This is a genomic window from Pirellulales bacterium (assembly GCA_019636335.1).
In the GTDB taxonomy this organism is placed as follows: Bacteria; Planctomycetota; Planctomycetia; order Pirellulales; family JAEUIK01; genus JAHBXR01.
The window spans coordinates 46,931-71,413 of record JAHBXR010000027.1; the positions used below are offsets into that span (position 1 = coordinate 46,931).

At 63.8% G+C, this 24,483-nt stretch carries 21 protein-coding genes and 1 tRNA gene; 9 read left to right on the top strand and 13 right to left on the bottom strand.

Annotated features, from left to right (window positions below; genetic code table 11):
• Positions 1–207 precede the first annotated feature (207 nt).
• Positions 208–753, bottom strand: a complete 546-nt coding sequence (locus KF708_21240) for a tetratricopeptide repeat protein (GenBank protein ID MBX3415224.1) — start codon at positions 751–753, stop codon at positions 208–210.
• Between the two features lie 333 nt (positions 754–1,086).
• Here KF708_21240 and KF708_21245 point away from each other — a divergent pair, with 333 nt between their 5' ends.
• Positions 1,087–2,721, top strand: a complete 1,635-nt coding sequence (locus KF708_21245; GenBank protein MBX3415225.1) for a thiamine phosphate synthase — start codon at positions 1,087–1,089, stop codon at positions 2,719–2,721.
• Here the strand turns inward: KF708_21245 and KF708_21250 are convergent.
• Positions 2,718–3,398 (bottom strand): TlpA family protein disulfide reductase, encoded by a 681-nt coding sequence (locus KF708_21250; GenBank protein ID MBX3415226.1) that lies wholly within the window; start codon positions 3,396–3,398, stop codon positions 2,718–2,720. The two genes, KF708_21245 and KF708_21250, sit on opposite strands and share 4 nt — an antisense overlap.
• A gap of 264 nt (positions 3,399–3,662) precedes the next feature.
• On the opposite strand from KF708_21250, the gene KF708_21255 reads away from it, so the two are divergent.
• Entirely contained in the window at positions 3,663–4,307 is a 645-nt protein-coding gene (locus KF708_21255; protein MBX3415227.1) for a helix-turn-helix domain-containing protein, read from the top strand.
• Between the two features lie 139 nt (positions 4,308–4,446).
• Positions 4,447–4,531 (top strand) — tRNA-Leu (locus tag KF708_21260).
• A gap of 51 nt (positions 4,532–4,582) precedes the next feature.
• On the opposite strand, the gene KF708_21265 is transcribed toward KF708_21260, so the two are convergent.
• From KF708_21265 to KF708_21285, 5 genes are all read right to left on the bottom strand, one after another.
• Positions 4,583–5,530 carry a CHAD domain-containing protein gene (locus KF708_21265; GenBank protein ID MBX3415228.1) on the bottom strand — a complete coding sequence of 316 codons (948 nt, stop codon included), beginning with the start codon at positions 5,528–5,530 and terminating at the stop codon, positions 4,583–4,585.
• Positions 5,531–6,013: 483 nt separating this feature from the next.
• Entirely contained in the window at positions 6,014–7,252 is a 1,239-nt protein-coding gene (locus tag KF708_21270) for a redoxin domain-containing protein (GenBank protein MBX3415229.1), read from the bottom strand.
• Between the two features lie 470 nt (positions 7,253–7,722).
• Positions 7,723–8,571 (bottom strand): TIGR00730 family Rossman fold protein, encoded by an 849-nt coding sequence (locus tag KF708_21275; GenBank protein ID MBX3415230.1) that lies wholly within the window; start codon positions 8,569–8,571, stop codon positions 7,723–7,725.
• The gene (locus KF708_21280) at positions 8,568–9,962 is read right to left on the bottom strand and encodes an MBL fold metallo-hydrolase (GenBank protein MBX3415231.1); all 1,395 of its coding nucleotides are present in this window, start codon (positions 9,960–9,962) and stop codon (positions 8,568–8,570) included. The genes KF708_21275 and KF708_21280 overlap by 4 nt, the downstream gene beginning before the upstream one ends.
• A 22-nt stretch (positions 9,963–9,984) precedes the next feature.
• Entirely contained in the window at positions 9,985–10,821 is an 837-nt protein-coding gene (locus tag KF708_21285; GenBank protein MBX3415232.1) for a prepilin peptidase, read from the bottom strand.
• A 161-nt stretch (positions 10,822–10,982) separates the two neighbouring features.
• Here KF708_21285 and KF708_21290 point away from each other — a divergent pair, with 161 nt between their 5' ends.
• Positions 10,983–11,690 (top strand): DUF1080 domain-containing protein, encoded by a 708-nt coding sequence (locus KF708_21290; protein ID MBX3415233.1) that lies wholly within the window; start codon positions 10,983–10,985, stop codon positions 11,688–11,690.
• 84 nt (positions 11,691–11,774) lie between these two features.
• Here KF708_21290 and KF708_21295 read toward each other — a convergent pair whose 3' ends face one another.
• Positions 11,775–12,632: a hypothetical protein gene (locus KF708_21295; GenBank protein MBX3415234.1), complete on the bottom strand. Its 858-nt coding sequence runs from the start codon at positions 12,630–12,632 to the stop codon at positions 11,775–11,777.
• Positions 12,629–12,871, bottom strand: a complete 243-nt coding sequence (locus tag KF708_21300) for a helix-turn-helix transcriptional regulator (protein ID MBX3415235.1) — start codon at positions 12,869–12,871, stop codon at positions 12,629–12,631. The genes KF708_21295 and KF708_21300 overlap by 4 nt, the downstream gene beginning before the upstream one ends.
• A gap of 134 nt (positions 12,872–13,005) precedes the next feature.
• Between KF708_21300 and KF708_21305 the strand changes: the two genes are divergently transcribed.
• Entirely contained in the window at positions 13,006–13,890 is an 885-nt protein-coding gene (locus tag KF708_21305) for a DNA adenine methylase (protein ID MBX3415236.1), read from the top strand.
• Positions 13,891–14,052: 162 nt separating this feature from the next.
• On the opposite strand, the gene KF708_21310 is transcribed toward KF708_21305, so the two are convergent.
• Entirely contained in the window at positions 14,053–15,894 is a 1,842-nt protein-coding gene (locus KF708_21310) for a UbiD family decarboxylase (GenBank protein ID MBX3415237.1), read from the bottom strand.
• 330 nt (positions 15,895–16,224) lie between these two features.
• Between KF708_21310 and KF708_21315 the strand changes: the two genes are divergently transcribed.
• Together KF708_21315 and KF708_21320 are read left to right on the top strand one after the other, a co-directional pair.
• The gene (locus KF708_21315) at positions 16,225–17,094 is read left to right on the top strand and encodes a hypothetical protein (protein ID MBX3415238.1); all 870 of its coding nucleotides are present in this window, start codon (positions 16,225–16,227) and stop codon (positions 17,092–17,094) included.
• A 183-nt stretch (positions 17,095–17,277) separates the two neighbouring features.
• A complete protein-coding gene (locus KF708_21320; protein MBX3415239.1) occupies positions 17,278–18,378 on the top strand; it encodes an exo-alpha-sialidase in 1,101 nt (366 codons plus the stop codon).
• A 68-nt stretch (positions 18,379–18,446) separates the two neighbouring features.
• Here KF708_21320 and hslU read toward each other — a convergent pair whose 3' ends face one another.
• On the bottom strand, positions 18,447–19,775 hold the full coding sequence (gene hslU / locus KF708_21325; protein MBX3415240.1) for an ATP-dependent protease ATPase subunit HslU: 1,329 nt from the start codon (positions 19,773–19,775) through the stop codon (positions 18,447–18,449).
• Positions 19,772–20,329 (bottom strand): ATP-dependent protease subunit HslV, encoded by a 558-nt coding sequence (gene hslV, locus KF708_21330; protein ID MBX3415241.1) that lies wholly within the window; start codon positions 20,327–20,329, stop codon positions 19,772–19,774. Before hslV ends, hslU begins: the two co-directional genes overlap by 4 nt.
• A 301-nt stretch (positions 20,330–20,630) precedes the next feature.
• On the opposite strand from hslV, the gene KF708_21335 reads away from it, so the two are divergent.
• On the top strand, positions 20,631–22,802 hold the full coding sequence (locus tag KF708_21335; GenBank protein ID MBX3415242.1) for a cation-translocating P-type ATPase: 2,172 nt from the start codon (positions 20,631–20,633) through the stop codon (positions 22,800–22,802).
• 144 nt (positions 22,803–22,946) lie between these two features.
• Here the strand turns inward: KF708_21335 and KF708_21340 are convergent, their stop codons facing one another.
• Positions 22,947–23,294 carry a Dabb family protein gene (locus tag KF708_21340; protein ID MBX3415243.1) on the bottom strand — a complete coding sequence of 116 codons (348 nt, stop codon included), beginning with the start codon at positions 23,292–23,294 and terminating at the stop codon, positions 22,947–22,949.
• Between the two features lie 322 nt (positions 23,295–23,616).
• Between KF708_21340 and KF708_21345 the strand changes: the two genes are divergently transcribed.
• Positions 23,617–24,483, top strand: an 867-nt coding sequence (locus tag KF708_21345; GenBank protein MBX3415244.1) for a YihY/virulence factor BrkB family protein, incomplete at its 3' end; no start/stop codon positions are given.

Consider the following 24,483-nt stretch of genomic DNA (forward strand, 5'->3'; position numbering starts at 1 on the left):
TTGCCTGGTCGGCGATTCCACGGGAAAGGTCTGGCACGCCACGTCCAAAAGCGGTCGTGCCCGAGTGTTGATAGGTCTATTCGATTATTAGAGGGATGTGGTTTCGGTCGGTGTCGTTACGTCGTATTCGTTGCCCGTAGAGAAAGAGATAGGATTGTTCGGTTGGGTTCGCAGGGGCCCGGCGGGGCGGTTGGGTCGCGGGTGTTCTCAGGCAGCTTCGTGCAGGGAGATGTTTTCGTTTTCGTCCGCGACGGGCGTCTCGGCTTCGTTCTCTACGGCCATTCGTTCTTGCGCCAGGGCGAGCAGGGCTCGCTCGCGGCGGATTTCATCGATCCATTTCTCGCCGCCGTCCAGGCGCTCGAGTCGAGCCAAGACGCGTTGTGCTTCGTCGTGCCGCCGCGTGCGGCGGTAAAGCGAAGCCAGCAAGAGCCGCGCGTCGACATCTCGTGGATCGCGGGCGAGCAACTCGTGCAGCGTCGTTTCGGCGTCGAGCCAATGCCCGCGGAGATAGTCGTCGCGGGCCCGCTCAAACAAACCGGCTTCCCGAACTTCGAGCGAGGCGGCACTTTGCCGCCACCGCCATCGGCAGCCTGCCACGACCGACGCCAGATAGCAGGCGCCGAGCACGGTCCATGCCGTGGTACGCACGGCAGGACTCACGAGTTCGGTCCACGCATAACTGACGACGAGCGCGCCGTCGAGGAGGAGAGAGAAGCCGACCGCCAAGGCCAGACCGGACCAGGTGCCGCGCATCCAGAGCTGTGGAAGACCCGGCCAAAGACATGTCCACCAGGCCCCGCGCATCGGTCCAGCTCCATCCGCCTCAAGACGCCTGGCGATCCATTCGCCGCTGAATTCTAACTCTTAATATGACACCGATCAAGGCAACCGAAAGTCACGCTTCAAGTTAGGTTGATAGCACACTGGCGGCGCCAAGGCTACACCGATCTGAATCTCGCGAAGTTGAACCACCACGGCAACTTCCGCACTTTCCCCAGATCCGCGCCCTGCGACTTGGCGCAAAGTGGGGCAACGACGTCGACATGGCGTTTGCGATCGCCACCGGGGGGTGGCACACTGGAGGCTATGGGACATCTTCTTACCGCCGCCGCCGAACGAGCCCTCGAAGCCGCATGGCAGTGGTCCAGTTGTAGCGATTCGGACGCCCTGGGACTGCCCGAGCTGCTGATGGGGCTGTTGGCCGAAACCGAGTGCCGGGCTGCTTTGATGCTCGAGGCGCGTGGCGTCACGGTCGAGGACGTATGCCGGCAGTGGCCCGAGCTGTCGCCACGCACAGCCGCGGCGCCCCTGCCGCGGCGTCTGGCAGACGAGGTCGTGAACTCGTTCGCGGCGGCCGAGTCGCATCTGGCTGACTTTCCCCGGCCGCTGGCCCTGGCCACCGAGTTCATCCTGTTGGGGATCATCGCCGATGCTGGTCCGGCCGGTCGCTGGTTGACCCAGCAGGGGCTCGACCTCGCCTCGGTCGAACGTGAGATTCACACGTTTTACGACCACATCGCCGGACCCCTGGCCGTGGAACCGAGCGACGATCTGGAAGACGAGGCCGAAGCTTCCCTCCTCGGCGAGGTGCGTGAGCCTGCGGCCGCATCGCGTGCCCTCGATTCTGGGGCCAAAACTCCTGCCGTGCCGTCTCGGGGGAGCACGACCGCCGTGTGGCGGATTCTCGATGCCGAAGCCAATCGGGCCGGCGAAGCCCTGCGTGTCGTCGAAGACTACGTCCGCTTCGCGCTCGACGATCGACACCTGGCAACGTTGATGAAGGGCCTGCGGCACGATTTCGCGGCGACGGTCTCTGCCCTGCCCCTCGATCGCCGGCATGCCGCGCGCGACACCCAGGCCGACGTGGGTACCACCATTACCAGCCCCGCCGAGCGACGGCGCACCGACGAGACGGCGGTCGTCACGGCTAATCTGCGCCGCGCGGCCGAATCTTTGCGCAGCCTGGAGGAGTTCTCGAAAACGGTCGCGGCCGAGATCGCGTCGCGGTTCGAGACGCTGCGCTATCGCACCTACACGTTGGAACGGGCGATTGACATCACGCGCACCAGCGGCGAACGACTCGTCGGCGCGCAGCTCTACGTCCTCATCGATGGTGGCACGTCGGACGACGCCTTCGTCGCACTGGCCGCTCCACTCGTCGAGGCGGGCGTACACGTGCTCCAACTGCGCGATAAGCAGCTCGACGATCGCGAGCTACTCGCACGGGCACGATTGCTACGCTCCCTCACGCGCGACACCGACACCTTGTTTATCGTGAATGACCGGCCCGACATCGCGGCGCTCGCCGAGGCCGATGGCGTCCACGTCGGCCAGGAGGAACTGGCGGTAAAGGACGCACGCTCGATCGTCGGGCCCGATCGCTTGATCGGCGTCTCGACCCACTCGATCGAGCAAGCGCGGGCCGCGGTGCTCGACGGCGCGAACTACATCGGCGTCGGACCGACGTTCGCCTCGCATACCAAGCAGTTCGCGGAGTTTCCGGGAGTCTCCTTGTTGCGTGCCGTCGCGGCCGAGATCACGCTGCCAGTCTTCGCGATCGGTGGCATCGCGGCGCAGAATCTCGACGAGGTGTTGGCCACGGGCATCGAACGCGTCGCGGTCAGTTCGGCCGTCGTCGGGGCGTCCGATCCCGCGGCGGCGGCCGGCCGGTTGTTGGGGCGTCTGGCCTCGGTGCGTTCTCGGCTCGAGCTGGCCGATTAAGGCGGGGGCTCTTCCCCCTCGAGCGGAACCAGGTATTCCTGGCCGGTGATGGTGAGCTCGGGCATGCTCACCTGGTACGGCTCTGCCAGCAGCCGTGCGACGAACTCGTGCATTTCCTGCTCGTAACCGCGCTGGTAGCCGTTCCACACGCCGCGGATCTTGCCCGAGCGATCGAGAATGATGGTCGTGGGAAATCCCGGCACGCCCACGATGAGATCCGCCGCGGTCATCGTCTGATTGTCGACGTCGAGGTATACCGGCAACTTGAGGCCGGTCGCGTCGAGAAACTGGCGCGTTTCCGTGGCGAGCGTCCGCGGATCGACATCCTCGCCGAACGGATAGGAGACGGCCGCGACCGCGAAGTCTTCGTGCGTGGCGAACTCCTGCGCGAGGACCTGTAAGCGCGGGAGTTCCTCGCGGCAGGGAGGACACCACGTGCCCCAGAAGTTGAGCAGCGTGACCTTGCCGGCAAAATCGGTCAGGCCCACCAGCCGGCCGTCGTCGACCGACCGCAGGCTGACGAAGAACAGCGTTCGGCCTGCCGCGGGATGATGCTCGCCCCGTTCGCCTCCACCGGGCGGAGTGCGCCAGATGGAGTAGATCACGTAGGCCGTGCCGATTAAAACCAGCACGATCGCCAGCACCGTGCGGCCGTTTGAGCCACTGGCCGGCGACACCGTCGGCGTAGCGCCTTGCGCAGGGCGATCGTCGCTTGCACCCGTGGCTTCCGATGAAGTCAAACGCGCCTCCGGCCGGCAGCAGATTCATTCGCGCGCGAGAATTCAGTGGAGCGTGCGAACCGTTCCACGATAACATACGTCTTTCGCCGAGCGAAACTGGCACGGCTTATTTTCCGCCGGGGATTAAAATAGGATCCCAATCAGTTGAGTTAGAGCGGACACGGAATTGACAAACTTGTCATATCATACTAGGTTGTTCTCGTGGCGACGGTGTTGGTTGCTCCCGCGGCCCAAAAGCAATTCGACGCGCTGCCTGTGGTGATTCAAGCGTGCGTCGAAAAGGTCTATCACCGACTAGAGCGCTGGCCGCACGTGAGTGGAGCGAGGCCGTTGGCCGGCGAACTAGCAGGACGGTGGCGCATCCGCACCGGCGATTATCGCATCCAGTTTTCGGCGAGCGCCGACGTGGTGACTGTCGAAAAAATTGGACACCGCGATGGATTCTATGAGGAGTGGAGCATGAGCACGGCAGAGCAAGTGGTGACGCGGGGTGGGAAACGGTTTGTCCTGGTTGAAGAGGGGCGGTGGAAAAAACTCTGCCAGTTGGCGGCGCGAGGCGCTACGCCCGTGGACAACCTGTTGCCCGCCTACCCGCCGGCCGATGCCGATGGCAACCGGCCTGCCGTGGCACACGCTCGGGTGTCGATAGCCCGCAAGATTATCGCGTCTCGCCAGGCGGCGGGGCTGTCGCAAGAGCAACTGGCCAAGCTGGCGGGGATTCGGCAGGAAACCTTGTGTCGCCTGGAAACCGGCAAACATTCCCCCACCGTCCGCACGGTCGAGAAGATCGATCGCGCTCTACAGAGAGCCACCAAGTCAGCCCGCCGAAAGGGTTCGCCCGCGTGAAACAAACGATAGGCGATCTGGAGTCAACGACGCTACCTGTTTGTGGCGGATGCCAATCCCCACGACAACAGCCCAGCGGGCGGGTACGATTCTAGACAGGTTGCGTTGCATCGTGGCCACCACTTCCACGCTGCACAACGGCCGAGTGGCGGAATGGCAGACGCACGGGACTTAAAATCCTGTGAGGGGTAACCCTCGTGCGGGTTCGACTCCCGCCTCGGCCACTGAGTTTGCCGCGTAGTGGGTGGCGCGGCTGCGACGCTGGCAGCGATCATTCAACCAGCCTGTCGTTCGGTCGGACGGAAGAGCAGTTCGTCGAATTCGCTCCTCAATTCCGCCAGACGGGCCGGCGTCCACCAGGCACGGAACTGTTGCTCGCTTTGATCGCGGGCGGCGCCTTCGATGCGCATCAGTTCTTCGATCAGCGGCCGAGGCAGGTCGCTCTCGCCCGATTCGGACCAGGCGCGAAAGCGCTCGTACGCGCCGGCGTGGTCGTTCAGCGCGCCCAGCAGTTCCTGTAGTTTCTCGACCGTGGGATAGATATCTTCTCTCAGTGGCGAACCGAACGCGCCGACAAAGATCTCGATCGCATAGCGAAGCTGCTTGCCGAGAATGCGGAAGGCGTGCAGCGATGGTAGATCGGCGAGATCCCCTGCGCCTGCCGTGAAGAAACTTTCGACGATCGGATTCAAGCAGGCCCGGGCCGCCAGCGCGAAGCCGGGTTCGCCCCGTTCGGCCATCTCTCCGCGCGGCCGGGTACGTACGAGCAGTTCGTCGACTTGATCGGGGAAGTCCTGCTGGCGCTGCTTCTCGTAGATTTCTGCCAGTGGTCTCTGCGCGGTCTTGCGTCGGCGCTCGAGGGCCCCCAGCAGTTGCCGTCCGCCTTGATCGGCGCGTTCGCGCGCCCAGGCGCGATAACGGTCGATCAGCACATCGAGATCGCGCGCCTCGCCCGCGGCGCGGCGAATGTGTTGCAAGGAGCGTTTGATGCGCTTCGAGCGCTTGGGGGGCAGCACTGCCTCGAAGGCCGCCACCGTGGCCATGGCCCGGCGCGTGCAGACGCGTAGCTGGTGTACGTATTCCACGTCGCGATCGGCGTGTCGGGCCGACCGTTTGAGGTAGTACCACACGAGACGCAGGCGCGGCTCGAGCGCCGTCCGCGCCGCGCTCGAGAGCGGTGCGTCGGGAGCGATTCCCTCGATCCATTTGCTCTTGCGAATCATCGCTCGGGCAACCGACCATCGGGGCCGGCTGGCATCCTGGTTGATGGAGTGGCAGCGCTCAGCAGGGCCGTTCCCCACGCAAGCCGGCTCCACCCGCACTCGACACGCCCCTGAAGAAGAGCACACGTTTTGCAGTCAACGCTCCGCGAACGTGCCACCGGTCAGGAGATCGACCGGTTCGCGGCGTCTGGGGCCGCGACGTGTCCATTCACCCTGCATTGTGGCAGCCAGAACGCGCGACGTCCACAAGGGGCGAGCACAAAAGGGTCCGGCAAGACTTGGATCGTGCCCACTCGCCGCTGCTTCCAGCCTGGCACGCTCGATGCGAGAGGGGCAAAGGTCTCGCGCGCGACACCGACGCAACGGCGTCGGGGCGCAAGAAAAAGACCCCGGCACGCTGCGTCACGTGCCGGGGCCTGCTCGATGAACTACCGTCGTGGTCGGGAACGGTTGCGCTAGCGTCCCCGACCGCAGACGTACGTCCTACTTCGCGGCCGAGACTTTCGTCGGCTCTTCGCCGAACAGCTTTTCGAGCTGCTCGGTCAGGGCTTCACCGCGAGCGTCCAGCGAGATGACCTTGCCCTCGCGATCGATGAGGAAGGTCGCCGGGATGCTCATGATGCCGAACTGCGTGGCGAGGGGGTTCTCCCAGCCACTCGCCTTCTCGTCCGAGCTGTACAGGTTCGCCCAGGGGATTTGATTCTCGGCAAGGAAGCTCTCGAGACCGGCCTTGCCCTCGGGCGAGGCATCGTCGAGGCTGACGCCGACGACTTCAAAACCCTTGTCGTGGAAGCGATCGAAGTTGGCCTTCACGTTCGGCAACTCGGCACGGCAGGGACCGCACCAGGTGGCCCAGAAATCGACGAGCACGACCTTGCCGGCGTAGGCCTTCCAGTTGAACGGCTTGCCATTGACGAGCGTGCCGGTCAGTTCGATCGACTGCCCCAGCAGGCCGAGTCGACGAGCGCTCCCTTCGAGCTTCGACGCGTAGGCACGTAGCTCCGGATCGTCGCTGTGGGCGATCTGTTCGGCCAACGAGTTGAAGGCGCTGATCGCGAGCTCGGTCTTGTTGTTCATCTCGAGCATCTGCGCCAGACCATAGGCCAGCATGAACGACTGGCGATCGGCGTGCGAGGACTTGACCAGCTCGTTCACCTCGGCGAGCAGGCCTTTGATCTGCTCGTCGGTGCCGGTCACGGGGATCGTTTCGATCTTGGTTTGGAGTGCGATCAAACGACCCAACGTGGCCAGGTCGGGCGACTTGTCCTTGGTGAGCGAATCGGCGAACGTGAGCAATTCGGCCTTGGCTTCGTCGCTGCCCGTGCGGCTCAGGTTGACCAGCGCCAGCAATTTGTATTGAGTGGCCTTCTGACGAGTTTCTTCCTGTGGCTGACCGGCAAGAATCTTGTCGGCGGCGGCGATCACGGCCCGCTGCGTCTGGGTAAAGTTCTCGCGGGCGTCTTCGATCGTTTCGCCGGTCGGACGACGGCGCGCGGTCGTTTCCATGAACTCAACGAGCTGCGCTTCGTCGGCATCGGACGGTACTGTCAACGACGGCGCGGCCGCCGGCGAGGCATGTTCTTCGGCTGGCGCGACGGGCTGGCCGGTGGGCGGGGCAGTCTCGTCCTTGGCCAGGGCGCGCCATTGCGAGCCGCCCACGACGAGTGCCAGCGCACAGACTGGCACCATCAAACACCAGAGACTCAGTCTGACGAACTTCATGTCAGGCCTTTCGGAGAAATGGGAGGGAGGGGCCGGCCATGGTGGGAGGGATCAGGCCGGGCGGGGGCCGCTGTCGGCGAAACAAACGGCTCCACAACAGATACACCCTGGCACGTACCCGGGCAAGTTATTTTGCATGGATGTCGCGACATCGACGTCAAACACAAGGTTCAAGTTTTCTCAGTCGGAACGGCCGCGACGATCGCTCTATTTTCCAGCCTGCCAGCCGTAGCGGCACCACGTGCGTCGCCACCGATCAATCGCGACGCGCACGTCTGGGAAACATGCGGGTCGCGTGACAGGCTTAGCGCCTTTACCACTGCTACGCAGGCCGATTGCGGCTGGTTGTGCGAAAGCGCGAAAAACTGCCGTCTGGGGCGACTGTTTCGCGCACCGGCGCTGCTTGTGCCGGCCGCTCCCGCGATCGCATCTGCCGGCCGAGACAAGGGTTTGAACTGGGGGATAGCACCTCAGACGCCTGGCGCCTGGCGGCGGTGGAACTCGGTGATGATGTCCCAGGCGGCGGCGGGCGTCTCGGCGTACGAGATCAACTCGAGATCCTCGTCGGAGATCGTCCCTTCGTCGGCGAGAAATTGCAGGTTCAGCACCTGTTCCCAGTACTCGCGGCCGAACATGACGATCGGAATCGATTGCATGCGCATCGTCTGACGTAACGTGAGCGCGTCGAACAACTCGTCGAGCGTGCCGAACCCCCCGGGAAAGATCACCAGCGCCTTGGCCCGCAACAGGAAGTGGAGCTTGCGCAGGGCGAAGTAGCGAAAGCGAAAGCAAAGATCGGGCGTGATATAAGGGTTCGGCTGCTGCTCCTCTAGCAGTGTGATATTGAGCCCCACCGATTTGCCTCCTGCGTCGTGCGCGCCGCGATTGGCGGCTTCCATGATGCCGGGTCCTCCGCCGGTAACCACGACATAGTCGCAGTGCAGGCCCACCTGGCAGGTTGAGGTAACGAGCCGTGCGAAATCGCGCGCCCGCTCGTAGTACGAGCTCTTGGCCGCGACGCGCTCGGCGCGACTCGCCGCGCGCGCGAGCAGCGGATCGTCGGGCGCAGCCGCCAGCGCTGCGCGGGCCACGGCCAGGCGTTCGCGAGCCACGGCCGGTTCGGGGATCCGCGCGCTGCCGAACACGACGATGGTCGAGTTCACCTTGTGCTCGAGGAAGGCCAGTTCCGGCTTGGCCAACTCGAGCTGCATTCGCACGGCACGCATCTCGGGCCGCCGCAACAGCTCGGGATCGTCCTCGGCCAGACGATAGCTGCTCGAGCGCAGAATGGCGGCCAGGTTGTCGAAGGCTTCGCTCATGCGACGTTCTCCAGTTCGACGCTCTCTCCGAGTCGTGGCACGTGTGTGTTCCAGCCGCGCGTTTCGTGCAGCTCGGCGGCCAGAGCCTTCGCGCCGGCGAGTTCGCCGTGCGTGATGAAGGCGCGTCGGGGCGCGGCAAGCGGCGCTAGCCAGCGGAGCAATTCGTCGTGCCCGGCGTGGCCGCTCAGGCCCGACAGTTGCACCACGGCGGCGCGGACCGGCACGTCCAGGCCATGCATGCGAATCGATCGCGCGCCTTCCTGCAGGGCTCGCCCGCGGGTGCCTGCCGCCATGAAGCCGCCGAGCAGGATGGTGTTTCGCGAATCGGGAAGGCGGCGCTTCAAGTGGTGCAGGATGCGTCCGCCGATCATCATGCCGGACGAGGCGATGATCACCGCCGGTCCCTGCACTTCGTTGATCCGTTTCGATTCCTCGGCCGAGCGCGTCAAGTGTACCGTCATGCCACTCAGCACCGATTCGTCGTTCTTGAGCTGTGCTTCGCTCAAATCGTGATCGGCGGCGTGGTCGCGATAGATCTTCGAGGCATTGATCGCCATGGGGCTGTCGAGATAAATCGGCAACTCGGGCAAGCGCTTTTGGCGGAACAAGACCTCGAGCAGATAGATCAACTGTTGCGAACGTCCCACGGCGAATGACGGAACCACCACCACCCCGCCCCGTCGCAGGGCCTCCTCCATGACGCGGGCCAACTCGTCGACCACGTTACCACGCGGATGATCGCGGTTGCCGTAGGTGCTTTCGCAGATGAGGTAGTCGCACGCCGGCGGTGGCGAAGGATCGTGATAGAGGGGCGCTCCGTAGCGCCCGATGTCCCCCGAGAACAGCAGACGGAGCGGGCGTGGGCCTTGCCGCACCTCGACCTCGATCATCGCCGAGCCGAGCAAGTGCCCCGCGTCGTGGTAGCGGCACCAGAGGGGCTCGACGGGCGAGAACCATGCGTCGCGCGGTTGTGCGCGAAACTGGCGCAGCGTTTGCGCCACGTCGCGATCATCGTACAACGGCAAGGCCGGCTTATGCTTCGAGAACGACTTGCGATTGGCATACTCGGCGTCCGATTCCTGGTTCTTCGCCGCGTCGTAGAGCATCAACTCCGCCAGATCGCAGGTGGCCGGCGTCGCAAAGATGGGACCGCGATAGCCCTGGCTTACCAACCGGGGCAGCATGCCGAGGTGATCAATGTGGGCGTGTGTCAAGACGACCGCGTTGACCGCCGAGGGCGCGAAGGGAAACTTCGCCCAATTCAACAAACGTAGTTCCTTCAATCCCTGAAACATGCCGCAGTCGATGAGCACGCGGGCACGATCGGCCTCGAGCAGATACTTCGAGCCGGTCACGGTCTCGGCCGCGCCGTGAAATGTCAATCGCACCATCAATGCACCGCCTGCTGCAAAGTCACAAGCCAATTCCTAACGCCACGGCCAGCCACGTGGCCGCGCCGGCGTAGACGCTCCACGGCAATCGTCGTCGCGAGACCATCGCCGCCAACAAGAAAATCGTCGTCGCCTCGAATGCCACCACGCCGGCGCTGCTACCGCTCAAATAGATGCCGACGCTCACGAGCACGGCGCCTACTTCGATCGCCACGCCGGGGGACTTGTCCAACCAGCGGACGATGAGTCCGGCGAGCATCGCGGCTGTCAGTCCCACCGCGGCTCCCCACAGTAATGCGGTACCGATGTGCTCGCGGTCGTAACCCTTGACGTGCGGCCAGATCGCCGGAACGACGAGGCCCACCAGCAGGGCGAACAGCACGAGGGAGCGCGGCAGACGCTGCCCGTCGTAGCGCATGAGCGCCGTGACTTCGAGGCAACACAACAGCGTCACTAGATAGAAGAATCGTCCAAGCTCGGTACGCAGCACGAGCCAGTAGCGCTCGGCGTCGGACAGGTCGTCGGGCAGCGGCAGCACGACGTGCGTGATCGCCACGGTCAGAAAGACGAGTGCCGTCAGGGCCTCGACGGCGGGATAGCGCGGCGAGATCGGCGCCAGGCAATCGCGGCACTTGCCCCGCAGCAGAAACCAGCCCAGCACCGGCAGGTTGTCGTACCAGCGAATGGCGTGATGGCAGTGGGGGCATTGCGAGCCGGGGTAGAGCAGGCTTTTGCCCGCCGGCAGCCGGTAGACGACGACGTTGAGAAAACTGCCGATGACGGCCCCCAGCATCGTCAACCAGGCCAGGATGATGACCTCGCTGCGGAAGATCCAAACGACGATTTCGGCGACTAGCATCTCGTGCCAAGTTTACTACAGACCGAGCCGAAATTCGCCCGACAGGCGGTTCGACCAATTGCGATCCCCGAGCTGAGCGAGCATAGTAACATCTCCACACCGGAGTCGGCCATTGGCCGTCCTCCCCCCACGCGCCCACCACGATTCGGAGTGACCCACGCATGCGCTCGCCTGGACTACGCACGCTTTCGCTTTCGGCCGCCCTGTTCTTCTCGTTGACGGCCGCGCCGCTGTGCCTTGCCGCGGACAACGAGCTGACGCCCGAGGAAGAGGCCGCCGGCTGGCAACTGCTGTTCAACGGCAAGGATCACACGGGCTGGAAATGCAACAACGGCCAAGAGATCGCCACCCCCGTCGAAGACGGCTGCCTGCTCCCCTATAAGTCGGGGGGCTACATCATCAACTACGACAAGCCGTTCGGCGACTTTACGCTCAAGTGCGATGTCCGCATGGACAAGCCCACTTGCAACAGCGGCATCTTCTTCCGCGTTTCTGACCTGGCCGACCCGGTGCAGTCGGGCTTCGAGGCGCAGGTGGCCAGCCACGCGCTGTCTCCCTACCAGGCGATGGGGGCGATTTACGATTTCGTGAAGGCGGCCAAGAAGCCCGAGAAGGAAACGCTGTGGGACTGGCACCAGTACGAAGTCACCTGCCGTGGCCCGATCATCACGGTGACGGTCGACGGCGAGAAGATCAGCGAGATGAACTGCGACGAGTTCACCGAGCCGGGCCAGCGGCCGGACGGCTCGAAGAACAAATTTTCCAAGGCGGGCAAAGACTTCGCCCGCAGCGGCTACCTCGGCTTCCAGGATCACGGCGCGAAGTGCTGGTACAAGAACGTGAAGTTGCTGGAACTCAAGCCGGAGTGAGCGGGCTCGTTCGGAAAAGTCTTAACGCAGAGCGACGGTGTTTTCCAAGGGAATGTGGAGGCCTTCTCGCGTGCTTGCTCAGTGCTACTGCAAGGAACGCTTCTTGGCCAAATCGACCCATTGCTTGACGATCTTCGGCATTCGCTCCACGATTTCGGCGCCGAACAGTACTTCATCCACGTAACCCATGTGCAGCATGTCGATGATGCGGCATAGGTACGAGCGGCCGCAGTCCCACCACGTGTAGCGCGCGTCGATCATGAGGTAGTGTTTTACGTCGATTCTCTCTTGTTCGCGCAGCTCCTCGAGCTCCATGCCGTCTAAGAGACTTTCGTAGACGCCATCGGCAACTCGACTGCCAAACGTCGTGGTGTAGTAATACTCTTTGATCTCCCAAACAGCGATCGGATTCACCGGACCTGGAAATGCACCGTCAACGCGGCGCGCCAAGGTGCGCAGCGGTGCATTGTTGAGAGTAACGGTTGTCAGCTCTCGTGGGTCGTAATCGCAAGGCAATCCTTCGGCGTGCGCTTCGATCAACATGTTGATGCATCCGGTGAAATATGCTGGGGCTTTCTTATTGCCCTTCTGCTTATTCATCGGATGAGTACGTTTCGTGGGAAGTTTTCTCTGGAGCTTATTGAAGAGGGCCCTGGCCCTTTCCACGTCCATGAGTCGCGGCTCAACGAACGAGTTCAGCACCGTCGCGCGGTGATGGAAATAATCGAAAATGGTCTGTCCCAATTGCGTTGGGTGGTCGGCGTCGTCCATCAAATGCGCCGCGGTGAGGTTCAGGGCTTCCATACATTGGCGCATTTGGAGGACCGTCGGAATCGCGATTTGACCAGTGCCTCGCGCGGTATAGCCAATGTGCTGACTGATCGTGCGGACGTTGGCCCAAAAGTGTTTCGGCAATTTGACGAAGCGAGAGTCGGGGATCATGCCAGGGACTTCTCCAAGCGATCGATAAAGTCCCGAAGTGGAATGCCCACGGCTTGGCAGATGTGGCGGATTTCCAGCAGGTCCAATCGCCGTTCGCCCGACTCATACTTGCTGACAAACGATTGCGGCTGGCCTAGTTTTTCCGCCAGGTCGAGCTGGCGCAGGCCAGCTCCAAGTCGAATCTGGCGAAGAAGTTCTTGCAGCTTGCGCTGGTCAGCAGTAAAGATGCTTTTTTCCATGCAGCAGCATTAAGATGTAGTTGACATGGAATCCCAAAACAGGATAACAGTGGGCTTGGACCGCCTGGTTTGACAGGTGCTGTACTAATGAATAGCATTTGGCGGCTATGGGCATCCGTAATGAGGACGGAGTGATGCAACGATTGCTCTTCGAGGACTGTCACCCGCAGTCGGGCGGCGTGAAGCCATTCAAGAAGCAGTTGCTGAAATGGATTGGCAGCAAACAGCGATCGGCGCACGAAATCATTTCGTACTTCCCCGCTCGGTTTGAGCGGTATTTTGAACCATTCTTGGGGAGCGCTGGTGTCTTGGCGACTCTCGCTCCCCAGCGCGCCATAGGTTCCGATGCGTTTCAACCGTTGATTGAAATCTGGCAGACGCTGCACGAGTCGCCGGATACGTTGAAAGAGTGGTATTCGACGCGCCGCAGGCGGATGATGGGCGGTAACAAAGTCGATGCGTACGAGCAAATCAAGGCGTCTTACAACGCCAAACCGAACGGAGCCGATCTCTTATTCCTTTGTCGAGCGTGTTATGGGGGAGTGGTTCGGTTTCGGCAGACGGACGGCTTCATGTCGACCCCTTGTGGAATTCACACGCCGATCGAAGACGATTCTTTCTCCGCTCGGGTCGATGAATGGCGGAAACGAACGCACGGTACCAGCTTCCAACTGCTGGATTACGTCGACGCCATGAGCATGGCGACAGAGGGCGATTTGATCTATTGTGATCCTCCCTACAAGGACTCGCAAAAGATTCTCTACGGCGCCCAAAAGTTTAATCTGCGACGGCTATTTGAAGTGATTGGCGAGTGCAAGAGGCGTGGCGTGTTCGTTGCCTTGAGTATTGACGGCACGAAAAGATCAGGCGAACTGATTTGCGATGTTGCCGTACCGCAAGGGCTGTTCGAGCGGGAAGTATTTATAAGCTGCGGTCGCTCGATGCTCAGACGGTTTCAAATGGGCGGACAGACGCTCGAAAGTGAAGTCGTTGCTGACCGTCTGCTGCTGACGTATTAGCTTCCAATATCGGCGGATGTAGATCGTGTTTGACCGAGGCTCAAACTCGTGTCGTCAAGCCAGTCGAATTGCAGGTGGCCCAGGTGGTCATGTTCCGCGAGCTCGGCCGGCTCCGTGACCGTACCCATGCCCGCCTGCCCGACCGTCGTGCCTAGCCGGGTCCTAGATGATCCCATGCAGCGGGCGGCCTGGGGCGCCTAGGGCTTCCACGCGGCGTATTACGTCCGGGTCTTCGATCAGCGGGGGCGCGTGGTGCGGCTTGATCCGCGCGTCGATGACCAGCGATCCATTGCAGCTCCAGTGCTTTGCCCGCGTTGAGGCGTCGATCCCGTGGATGTCGCTGGCCGGGTTCGACCGGGTGAACGTGACCCAGAGAAAGTTGTTCAGCGTCTGTGCCGTGAAATCGCTGTCGTCGACCACCACGACCAGCGGGAACTGGTTGATCGCGTCGGCCGGCGTGCAGGCGGCGCAAAACATCTCGCTCGCCTGATCGACTCCGTCGTGATCGGTCTGATACTGCGGTCCTTCGACGGCGAGCACGCCCGGCAGGCAGACGCGCGGCTTTCGGAACGGCTCGGGCAGCCACAGGTCGGCCGGCACATCGACGGGCAAGTCGCGCGACTTCGCTCCCACGGCCGCGATCACGACCTTCGATCCCTCGTTCAAGCCGCTGCCCGAGTAATCGAGCGTGTCGATCGTCGTGGCAGTGTGAAAGTGCAGATCGCGCCGCCAATCGACGCGCTCGAGCACGTGGCGGAAGAAGGCGCGAATGTCGTGAATGTCGAGTTGGGGGCACTCGTCGTGAGCCACGATCAAAAGATACTTGGCCAGTGACATCTGCCCCTGGCCCAGGATCGCGTTGGCCTGCGTGAGTAACTCGGCCGGCCGGCGACGCTCGGCAAAGGGGACGTAACGCTCGCTGCCGATCGCCAACAGCAGTGGATGCACGCCCGAGGCATCGACCGCATGCACCGCGCGGATGCCGGGGAGCACCGTGGGAATGACTGGGCCGGTCAGCTCGTGGATCATCTGGCCGAAGACGGTGTCTTCCTGCGGCGGGCGCCCGACGACCGTAAAGGGCCAGATGGCCCCCTCGCGGTGATAGACACGATCGACCCTGAGCACGGGAAAATCGTGCGCCAGGCTGTAGTAGCCCAGGTGATCGCCAAAGGGGCCTTCGGGTAATAATCGCTCGGGATCGACCACGCCGCTCATGCAGAAATCGGTGTCGGCGTGGAGGGGCAGTTCGCCCGGTCGGCAGATCATGGCCACGCGATGCCCTGCCAGCGCTCCGGCAAAGCCCAACTCGGACAATCCCTCGGGCAAGGGCATCACCGCGGCGAGTGACATCGCCGGCGGCCCGCCTACGAAGATGTTCACGCGGAACGGCACGCCACGCCGTATCGCCGCCGCATGATGAACACCGATGCCGCGATGGATCTGATAGTGCAGGCCTACTTCGCGGTTGGGCACATACTGGCCACCGGAAAGTTGCACGCGGTACATGCCCAGGTTCGACGCGGCGAGTCCCGGCCGGTCGGCGTCCTCGGTGTAGACCTGCGGCAGGGTGATGAACGCGCCGCCATCGTCGGGCCAGCTCTTGAGCTGCGGTAGCTGGTCGATCTGCGTCTGCCGCGCGAGAATCGGGCCCGACTTCACCTTGCGCGGCAGCATCGAAAACGCGGCGGGCAGCGCCCGAGCCGTTTGCAGCGGATGCTTGAACGCCTCCTGGGGATCGATCTTGAGATCGATCAGTCGACGCACGGCGTCCCAAGTGTCGCGAAAGATGAACCGGGCGCGATCCATCGTGCCGAACAGGTTGCTCACCATCGGGAAGGGCGAACCCTTGACCCGTGGAAAGTAGAGCGCCGGGCCACCAGCCGCGTAGACGCGCCGCTGGATGGCCGCCGCCTCGAGATTGGGATCGATTTCCTCGTCGATCGCGATCAGCCGCCCCGTGGCGGCCAGATCGTCGACGCATGCTTTGAGCGAGCGATAACCCATCGATTCGTTCGTCGTGTGTGCGTGTCGGCGCGCCAGGTCAAAGTGGCTTGTCCGAACGGGGGTCTGGCCCATCGTACCGCAAGTGGCGTCCTGCTCCAGGGGTCCTGGCAGCCATCCTGCGTATCCGGCGGTGTCCGACGCTCTTCCGTAGGCAGGTGAGAGCCGTGCAACTACCACTTGGCCGCGAGGGTACTATCGTTACTTCCCTGCGCAGGTAGCTTGATGCACCAGCAGAGCAAGCTCCTTGCTCGACCGGCGCGTGCTGCAGAGCTACGATGTTGCCTGTGGATTCGATCGATCAATCGTCCCGTCGCACGAGGAGCATGTCCTGTGTGCCCATCGACTCTGAGAAATGCCATCGGGCGATCGCTGCCGGTGTTGGTGCTGGCCGCGTTGACGCCGTGGTGTGCGTTGGCCGAAGAGGGGGACGCTTCCGCTCCGTTCACTCTGCCGCTGCGCAGCCGTGTGGAGCTCTATCGCGGCAGTGGCGAGTGGCAGCCCGCGACGGTCGAACAACCTTTCTCACCAGGTGAGTCGGCCCTGCTTTTATGCGACATGTGGGACCGCCACTGGTGTCCGTCGGCGACGGCGCGTTGCGGCGAGTTGGCCGCCAAGATGGCGCCGTTGGTCGATGCGGCCCGAGCCGCGGGCGTGCTCATCATCCATGCCCCTTCCGACACGATGGATTTCTACCGCGACCATCCTGCGCGAAAGCGGGCGCTCGCCCAGGCGAAGATCGAGCTGCCCCCGGCGCGCGATCTTTCGGATCCCCCGCTGCCGATCGATGACTCGGACGGTGGCTGCGATGACGATCCCGCCCCCCAGATGTACAAGGCCTGGCAGCGTCAGCATCCGTTGATTTCGATCGCGGATGAAGATCTCATCAGCGACGACGGCGAGTTGGTCTACAGCCATCTCGAACGGCGCGGCGTCAAGCAACTTTTCGTGATGGGGGTCCACACGAACATGTGCGTGCTGGGCCGCTCGTTCGGCATTCGGCAGATGGCCCGCTGGGGCATGCCCTGCGTGCTGGTGCGCGATCTGACCGACACGATGTACGACCCGAAGGACCGGCCTTTCGTGACGCACAACGAGGGGACCGCCCTGGTGGTGGAGCATATCGAGCGTCATTGGTGCCCGTCGGTCGCGAGCGACGAACTGCTTCGCGCCTGCGGCATCGCCCCGGCAGAAACCCCTTGAAAATGGGCCGTTGGCCGCAGGGAGCCGGCGATCTGGTCAATTCGACAAACGATTTTCGTGCGTGGCAGCGCCAGCAAGCTGCCACGAAACGCAGGATCTGCTCGACACGAGAGAAACCGCAGTTAAGCTAGCCACCTGAGCCCCGGTCTGGGGCTGGACGCCCGCTCCTTCACGAGTCGCGCGATGAATCAACTCGTTCGCATGTTGGCCTTGGTCTGGATTGCAGGGTGCGTCGCCATCGGCGGCGGCATCGCGCAGGCCGAGGCGCCGTTCTTCGAAGAGCAAGCCCTCTTTGTCGCCGGCGAAGGGGGTTACAAGAGCTATCGCATCCCGTCGATCATCGTGGCGGCCGACGGATCGCTGTTGGCGTTTTGCGAAGCCCGCAAGAATGGTCCGGCCGACGACGGCGATATCGACCTGGTGATGCGACGCAGCACCGATCAGGGAAAAACCTGGTCCGAGATGCGCGTGATCGCCGACGACGGCGAGAACACGATCGGCAATCCCTGCCCCGTGCTCGATCGCACGACAGGCATCTTGTGGCTCCCCTACTGCCGCAACAACGATCAAGTGTTCGTCATGTCGAGTCCCGATCATGGCGCCACCTGGACGGCGCCGGTCGAGATTACATCCTCGGTGAAGCTCGACTCGTGGGATAAGTGGTACGCCACCGGACCGGGGCACGGCATTCAACTGGCCAGCGGCCGACTGTTGATTCCCTGCGATCACTACGACGAGGAAGAGAAGTATTCGCACATCATCTACAGCGACGACCACGGCGCCACCTGGAAGATCGGCGCCACGCTCGATCCGAAGACGAACGAGTGCGAGGCGGTCGAATGCGCCGACGGTTCGGTCTGCCTGAACATGCGCAGCTATCGCGGCAACCACTGCCGCGCCGTCGCCTGGAGCAAGGATGGCGGACTCACGTTCTCGCCGGCCGTCGATCAACCGGCGCTGGTCGAGCCGGTTTGCCAGGCGAGCATCGTGCGGCTGACGGACGACAAGCGCTTCCTGAAGAATCGCGTTCTGTTCAGCAATCCGCGTTCGAAGAAGCGTGAGAATCTGGCCGTGCGCATCAGCTACGACGAGTGTCAGAGTTGGACCGAGGGCAAGGTGCTGCACGAAGGCCCGAGCGCCTACAGCAACCTGGCGGTGACGAACGAGGGCACGATCCTCTGTCTCTACGAGCGCGGTCGCGAGAAGCCTTATGAAACGATCACGCTGGCACGCTTCGACATCGAGTGGCTCACCGACGGGGCCGATACGCTCATGCCCCGATAGGTCACGCCCCCGTGCGTGACACTTGAGTTGCTGGGCAAGCCAGCAGTGCCACACCATGCAAGCGTGCGTCACAGGATGAACTTGCTCAGGTCTTCGTCCTGGGCGACCGTCTCTAGGCGTTGCTTCACGTAGGCGGCGTTCACCTCGACCTTGCCCATCTGCATGTCGGGGGCTTCGAAGCTGAGCTCTTCGAGCAGGCGTTCCATGATCGTGTAGAGTCGGCGCGCGCCGATGTTCTGCGTCTTCTGGTTCAACTCGAAGGCGTAGCCGGCCAGCGCGTTCACGCCGTCGTCGCTGAAGGTGAGTTCGACCCCCTCGGTCGCGAGCAGCGCGGCGTATTGTTTGGTCAACGCTCCGCGCGGCTCGCGCAGGATGCGGATGAAATCATCCTGCGTGAGATCCTGCAACTCGACGCGGATGGGGAAACGCCCCTGCAGCTCGGGCATCAGCTCGCTGGGCTTATTGCGATGGAACGCGCCGGCCGCGATGAAGAGGATGTGATCGGTCTTCACGTGGCCGTAGCGCGTCTGCACGGTCGTCCCCTCGACAATCGGCAGCAGGTCGCGCTGCACCCCCTGGCGCGAGACATCGGCGCCGCGCCCCCCTTCGCTCGCCGTGATCTTGTCGATCTCGTCGAGGAAGATAATGCCGAGATTCTCCGCCAGCTCGATCGCCTTGGCGTTGACCTTGTCGGGGCTGATCAACGCGTCGCTCTCCTGCTCGAACAGCACGCGGCGCGCTTCGGCCACGCTCATCTCGTTGCGCGAGGTGTTCTTGGGCATGATCTTTTCGAACATGCCTTGCAGATCGAAGTCCATCTGCTCGACGCCCGCGCCGGTGAACAGCATGGGCACGCTCTTCTGCTCAAGGGTGATCTCGACGCGACGTTCATCGAGCTCCCCCGCCTCGAGCATGGCCCGCATCTTCTCGCGGGTGCGCTGATAGCGCTCGGCCGAGTCGGGGCTGTCGGGCGAGGCGTCGAAGCTGCGCGGCGGCGGCGACAGCAGGTCGAGCAGGCGGGCCTCGGCGCGGCGCTTCGCCTCTTCGGCGACGTGCTTGCGTTCTCCCTCGCGCACCAGCGCGATACCATTCTCGACCAGCTCGCGGATCATGCTCTCGACGTCGCGGCCGTAGTAGCCCACCTCGGTGAACTTGGTGGCCTCGACCTTGATGAAGGGCGCGCCGGTCAGCTTGGCCAGCCGCCGGGCGATCTCGGTCTTGCCGACGCCGGTGGGGCCGATCATGAGGATGTTTTTCGGGTTCACCTCGCCGCGCATGTCGTCTCCCAGCCGCTGGCGCCGCCAGCGATTGCGCACGGCGATCGCCACGGCGCGCTTGGCATCGTGCTGGCCGATGATATGCCGATCCAACTCGGCGACGATTTCACGGGGGGTCATGTCGCGCACGGCATCTCCTCGACGACAATGTTGCGATTCGTGTAGATGTCGATATCGGCGGCGATCTCGAGCGACTTGCGCACGATCTCGGCGGCCGACAGGTCCGAATGCGCGACGAGCGCCCGCGCGGCGGCGACGGCGTAGTTTCCCCCCGAGCCGATCCCCAGAATCCCGTCGGTCGGTTGAATCACATCTCCCGTCCCCGAGACCAGCAGCGTGTGGCGCGCATCGACCACGGTCAGTAGCGCCTCGAGCCGGCGCAGGGCGCGGTCGGTGCGCCAATCTTTTGCCAACTCGGTCGCCGCGCGTGGCACGTTCGCCGGGTAGTCCTTGAGCTTCGTCTCGAAGCGTTCGAGCAGGGCGAACGCATCGGCGCTGCTGCCGGCAAAGCCGACGAAGACTTCGCCACCGGCCAACTTACGGAGCTTGACCGTGTCGGACTTGATGACGGCGCTGCCGAGCGTCACCTGGCCGTCGCCACCGATGGCGACGCGACCTTGGTGTCGCACGCTCAGAATCGTCGTCGAGCGAATCTTGTTCTGGGGATCAGGCATGCTGCATTTCGATTTTGAGGGGTGCTATGAACTTGGTTCGCAGGGGGGCCGCGCTGCTGGGCAAGCCTGCAGCGCCACACGAGACACTCTCGAGTAGTTCGTTCGCGCTGCGAAGTGTCGCACGCGGCTCACGACAAGGAGTTCTTCGCCGGTCGTGCGTCATTCTCGCGAAATTCGCCTGCGGCGACCAGGGGCGTGCCGGGCGCCAGGGTGAGTCCTATACTTGGGTGGAAGCATCGCAACTCGTGATGGCAAAAGGCCCCTCGCGAACAGCCTGGTACTCGGATCGAGGTTCGGCAGCGTGGCAGTGCGCAGTAGTTCGACACGTGAGACGATCTCGATTCCCGCGCTCGATTGCCCGGAGGAGATGGCGCTGATCGAGCGCGGCCTGCGGCGTCTTGAGGGGTTGGGCGAGCTCGAGCCCGACTACCTGCGGCGGACGTTGCGCGTCGAGTTCGATCCGGCGCGCCTCGATGCCGCGACGCTCGTGGCCCGCGTGCGCGAGATCGGTTTCCCGGCCGAGGTGGCTAGCCAGACTTCCGCCGAACTGCCGCTAGTGACCAAACAGCCGCGCCGCACCTCTCTTTGGATCGGCGGGGCGTTGCTGCTGGCGGCGGTCGCCTGGCGATTGGCTGCCGGTGAGTCGGATGGGGTAGTGGCGACGCTCGCCATTGCCTCGACCATCGTTTCCGGAGCGCGCGTGGCCCAGGCCGGCTGGCGCGCCGTGCGGCTCTTGGCGCTCGACATGAATGCCCTCATGACGATCGCCGCCACCGGGGCGATTCTGACGGGCGATTACTTCGAAGCGGCCACGGCGATGTTGCTCTTCGGAGTGGCGCTGTGGCTCGAACGGGCCAGTCTCGACCGCGCGCGGCGCGCCGTGGGCACGTTGGCCGGGCTGGCGCCGGCGGTGGCGCATCGGCTCGAACCAGGGCCTGCCGACGACGTCGATCCGCGCAGCGTGCAGCCGGGCGACCTGCTGCTGGTGAAACCGGGCGAGCGGCTGCCCGCCGACGGCCGCATCGAGTCGGGCGAAACGACGATCAACCAGGCCCCCATCACCGGCGAAAGCAAACCGGTGGCGCGTCGCACGGGGGACGACGTTTTTGCCGGCACGCTCAATGGCGATGGTTCGCTCAAGGTGCGCGCCACGCGCCGCGCCGACGAGAGCGTGCTGGCCGAGATCGGACGCCTGGTCGAACAGGCACAAGCGGCTCGTTCGCCGACGGAACGCTTTGTCGATCAATTCGCGCGTCGCTATACGCCGGCCGTAATTGTGCTGGCCGTGCTCGTCGCCCTCGGGCCGGCATTGCTGGAATGGGTTGGTGTCTGGCCCGATGCCCTCGGCAGCGTCCGCCTGATCGATTGGATTCACCGCGGCCTGGTGTTGCTCGTCATCGCGTGTCCCTGCGCGCTGGTGATCTCGACGCCCGTCACCATTGTCTGTGGCCTGAATGCCGCAGCGCGGCGTGGAGTGCTCATTAAAGGGGGCGTGCATCTCGAGAGTGCCGGGCGTGTCGACAGCATCGCGCTCGACAAGACGGGCACCCTCACCATGGGGCGACCCGAGGTCATCCGGGTCGTCGCGCAGCCGGGCCATCGAGAAGAGGAGGTGCTGCGCGTCGCTGCCGCGCTCGAGGCGCACAGCGCGCACCCGCTGGCGGCAGGCATCGTGGCCGAGGCGAATCGCCGAGCAATACCGCTGGCAGAGCCGGCCGATTTCGCCGCCGAGCAGGGGCGTGGCGTGACGGGGAAGCTCGACGGCCAGCAGTTTTTTGTCGGCAGCCGGCGCTATCTCGTCGAACATGGCGGCGTGGACGAAGAGACCTTGTCGCGTGCCCTCGCCGAGGCCAACGGAGGCGACGATGGCCTCGCCGCCGTCCTGGTCGGCGCCAGCGCTGCCTTGTGGGGGATTGTCTTGATGCGCGACGCGCCACGGCGCGATGCCAAGGCGGCCATCGACAAGTTGCGCCGCCTGAAGATTCACCCCATCACGATGCTCACCGGCGACCATGCCGAAGTGGCCGCACGCGTGGCGCGCGAGTTGGGAATCGACGAAGTGCGCGCGGGCCTCCTGCCCGACGAGAAGCTGGCGGCCGTCCGCGAGCTGGCCGCCGCACGCCCTCACCTGGCGATGGTCGGCGACGGCGTCAACGACGCGCCGGCGCTCGCCGCGTCGCACCTGGGGATCGCCATGGGAGCGGAGGCCAGCGCCACGGCACTCGAGACGGCGGATGTCATCGTGATGACGCCCCATCTCGGCCGCGTGGCCGAGCTCTTCTCGCTCGGCCGACGTTGCCGCACGCTGCTGGCGCAGAACATCACGTTCGCGATCGCCATCAAGCTGCTCGTGCTGGTGCTGGCCGCCGTCGGCGTGGCCACCATGTGGATGGCCGTGGCCGCCGACGTGGGAGCCAGCCTCATCGTGATCTTCAACGGCATGCGGCTCTTGAATCACTCGACGTCAGAGTGATTCACCGCGAAGTCGCCAAGAGCGCGATGGGAACATGCGGAGGCGCGGAGGAATCTTCTGCCAGGTCACGCATCATCGCGCTCCTACGTCGTGGCGCCCGCGTTAATAAACCTTCTCCGCGTCTCCGCGTGAGAGCTTTTGGCCTCACTTTGATTGAAGCTGCTCGGCGTCGGAGTCGAACACGCGGACCTGCTTCCAGGTGGCCTTGTTCTCTTCGATGAACTTCAGGTGATCGGGGGCGACCTGGTACTTATCGTGCGCGGCGCGATCGGCGAAGATAACGTGCAGGCCGACGTCGAAGCCGCGGTCGTTTACTGGGCGGTCGAGATCCGACAGCGTGCCCACGGCGAAGAAGACGACTCCCTCGTGGTTCACGAGATACTTCTTGCACGCCGCGACCAGGGCCTCGACGTTTTGCGGCGAATTGTCGTTCAGCGTGAAGTAGACATTGTGGACCAGCAGCGGTCCCGCGGCTTTCGATCCGGCAGCCATCGCGCGATTCTCCTCGGCAGGTGAGATAAAGGTCCAGGCGACGCCCAGCGCCGCGGCCAAAATGGTCAGAGAGATCAAAGTCTTCATGGTGGCATCCGCAAGTGAGGTGATGGCAGTCTGCGCAGAGGGGGGCTCGACCGCCGCGCGGCGCCTTGCCCAGTGGGGCGAGACCACAGTCTGACATCCGGTCTGCCGCCGAGCAAGTCGCTCCCCAGGCGAGCGAAATGCGATCGTTCGTCGTCTGGCGCCACCAGCAGCTACACTTTTGCATGACGGTGGGCGTGCCAGCCGTGCCGGGTACTGCGTTCGAGGAATGACTTTCATGTTGGGTCGCGCTGCGCGCGTCTTCCACCTGCTGCGCCAGACGGTCAGCCAGTGGAACGACGACGATGGCAATTCGTTGGCGGCGGCCATGGCGTTCTACGCCGCCTTTTCCTTTTTTCCGCTGCTGCTCGTGCTCACCTCGGCGCTGGGCATGGCGCTGCGCGTCTCGGCCGAGGCCCAGAGCGCGCAGCGCGAGCTGGTGCAGATGATCGCCGAGAATACCTCACCTTGGCTCGGAGATCAGATCGAGCACATGCTGGCCGAGGTGCGCTTGCGGGCGCCGCTCGGGGGCCCGGTCGGGCTGGTCACCCTCTGCATCGGCGCGATCGGCATCTTCGCGCAGTGCGAGCGGGCCTTCGATCGCATCTGGAAAACGAACGCCAACTCCGATCACCACGGCTGGAAGGCAGCCGTGCGCAGCGCCCTGGTGACGCGGGTGCGGGCCTTCGTCATGTTGATCTCGAGCGGGCTGCTCGTCGTCGCGGTCTTTATCATCGGCGTGATCTTGTCGACGATCCGCACGATTGCCGTCGAATGGGCGGGCGAGCAGACGGCGTGGCACGGCACGCAACTACTCATCGGTTTGGCGATCAGCATGCTCTGCTTTTCGCTGATCTACAAGTTTCTGCCACGCACGAAGATTCGTTGGCGCGACGCCTGGATCGGCGCCATCGTCGCCGCGTCTGCCTGGCAGATCGGCCAGAGCCTGCTCGTTGCGCTGGTCATCGGCACGCGCTATACCGCGTACGGCATCATCGGCTCGTTCATCGCCATGATGATCTGGGCCTACTTCTCGAGCGCCATGCTGTTGCTGGGCGCCGAAATGGTCCATGTCCTGGGACAAAGCGCACGCGAACCGCGCGAA

What these genes read in the sequence shown, in the direction of transcription:
- KF708_21290 (MBX3415233.1), top strand. Translation starts at nt 10,983, where the DNA reads ATGCGCTCGCCTGGACTACGCACGCTTTCGCTTTCGGCCGCCCTGTTC.
- KF708_21280 (MBX3415231.1), bottom strand. Translation starts at nt 9,962, where the DNA reads ATGGTGCGATTGACATTTCACGGCGCGGCCGAGACCGTGACCGGCTCG.
- KF708_21320 (MBX3415239.1), top strand. Translation starts at nt 17,278, where the DNA reads ATGAATCAACTCGTTCGCATGTTGGCCTTGGTCTGGATTGCAGGGTGC.
- KF708_21265 (MBX3415228.1), bottom strand. Translation starts at nt 5,530, where the DNA reads ATGATTCGCAAGAGCAAATGGATCGAGGGAATCGCTCCCGACGCACCG.
- KF708_21270 (MBX3415229.1), bottom strand. Translation starts at nt 7,252, where the DNA reads ATGAAGTTCGTCAGACTGAGTCTCTGGTGTTTGATGGTGCCAGTCTGT.
- KF708_21340 (MBX3415243.1), bottom strand. Translation starts at nt 23,294, where the DNA reads ATGGCTGCCGGATCGAAAGCCGCGGGACCGCTGCTGGTCCACAATGTC.
- hslV (MBX3415241.1), bottom strand. Translation starts at nt 20,329, where the DNA reads ATGCCTGATCCCCAGAACAAGATTCGCTCGACGACGATTCTGAGCGTG.
- KF708_21240 (MBX3415224.1), bottom strand. Translation starts at nt 753, where the DNA reads ATGCGCGGCACCTGGTCCGGTCTGGCCTTGGCGGTCGGCTTCTCTCTC.
- KF708_21300 (MBX3415235.1), bottom strand. Translation starts at nt 12,871, where the DNA reads ATGGAAAAAAGCATCTTTACTGCTGACCAGCGCAAGCTGCAAGAACTT.
- KF708_21285 (MBX3415232.1), bottom strand. Translation starts at nt 10,821, where the DNA reads ATGCTAGTCGCCGAAATCGTCGTTTGGATCTTCCGCAGCGAGGTCATC.
- hslU (MBX3415240.1), bottom strand. Translation starts at nt 19,775, where the DNA reads ATGACCCCCCGTGAAATCGTCGCCGAGTTGGATCGGCATATCATCGGC.
- KF708_21245 (MBX3415225.1), top strand. Translation starts at nt 1,087, where the DNA reads ATGGGACATCTTCTTACCGCCGCCGCCGAACGAGCCCTCGAAGCCGCA.
- KF708_21305 (MBX3415236.1), top strand. Translation starts at nt 13,006, where the DNA reads ATGCAACGATTGCTCTTCGAGGACTGTCACCCGCAGTCGGGCGGCGTG.
- KF708_21275 (MBX3415230.1), bottom strand. Translation starts at nt 8,571, where the DNA reads ATGAGCGAAGCCTTCGACAACCTGGCCGCCATTCTGCGCTCGAGCAGC.
- KF708_21310 (MBX3415237.1), bottom strand. Translation starts at nt 15,894, where the DNA reads ATGGGTTATCGCTCGCTCAAAGCATGCGTCGACGATCTGGCCGCCACG.
- KF708_21295 (MBX3415234.1), bottom strand. Translation starts at nt 12,632, where the DNA reads ATGATCCCCGACTCTCGCTTCGTCAAATTGCCGAAACACTTTTGGGCC.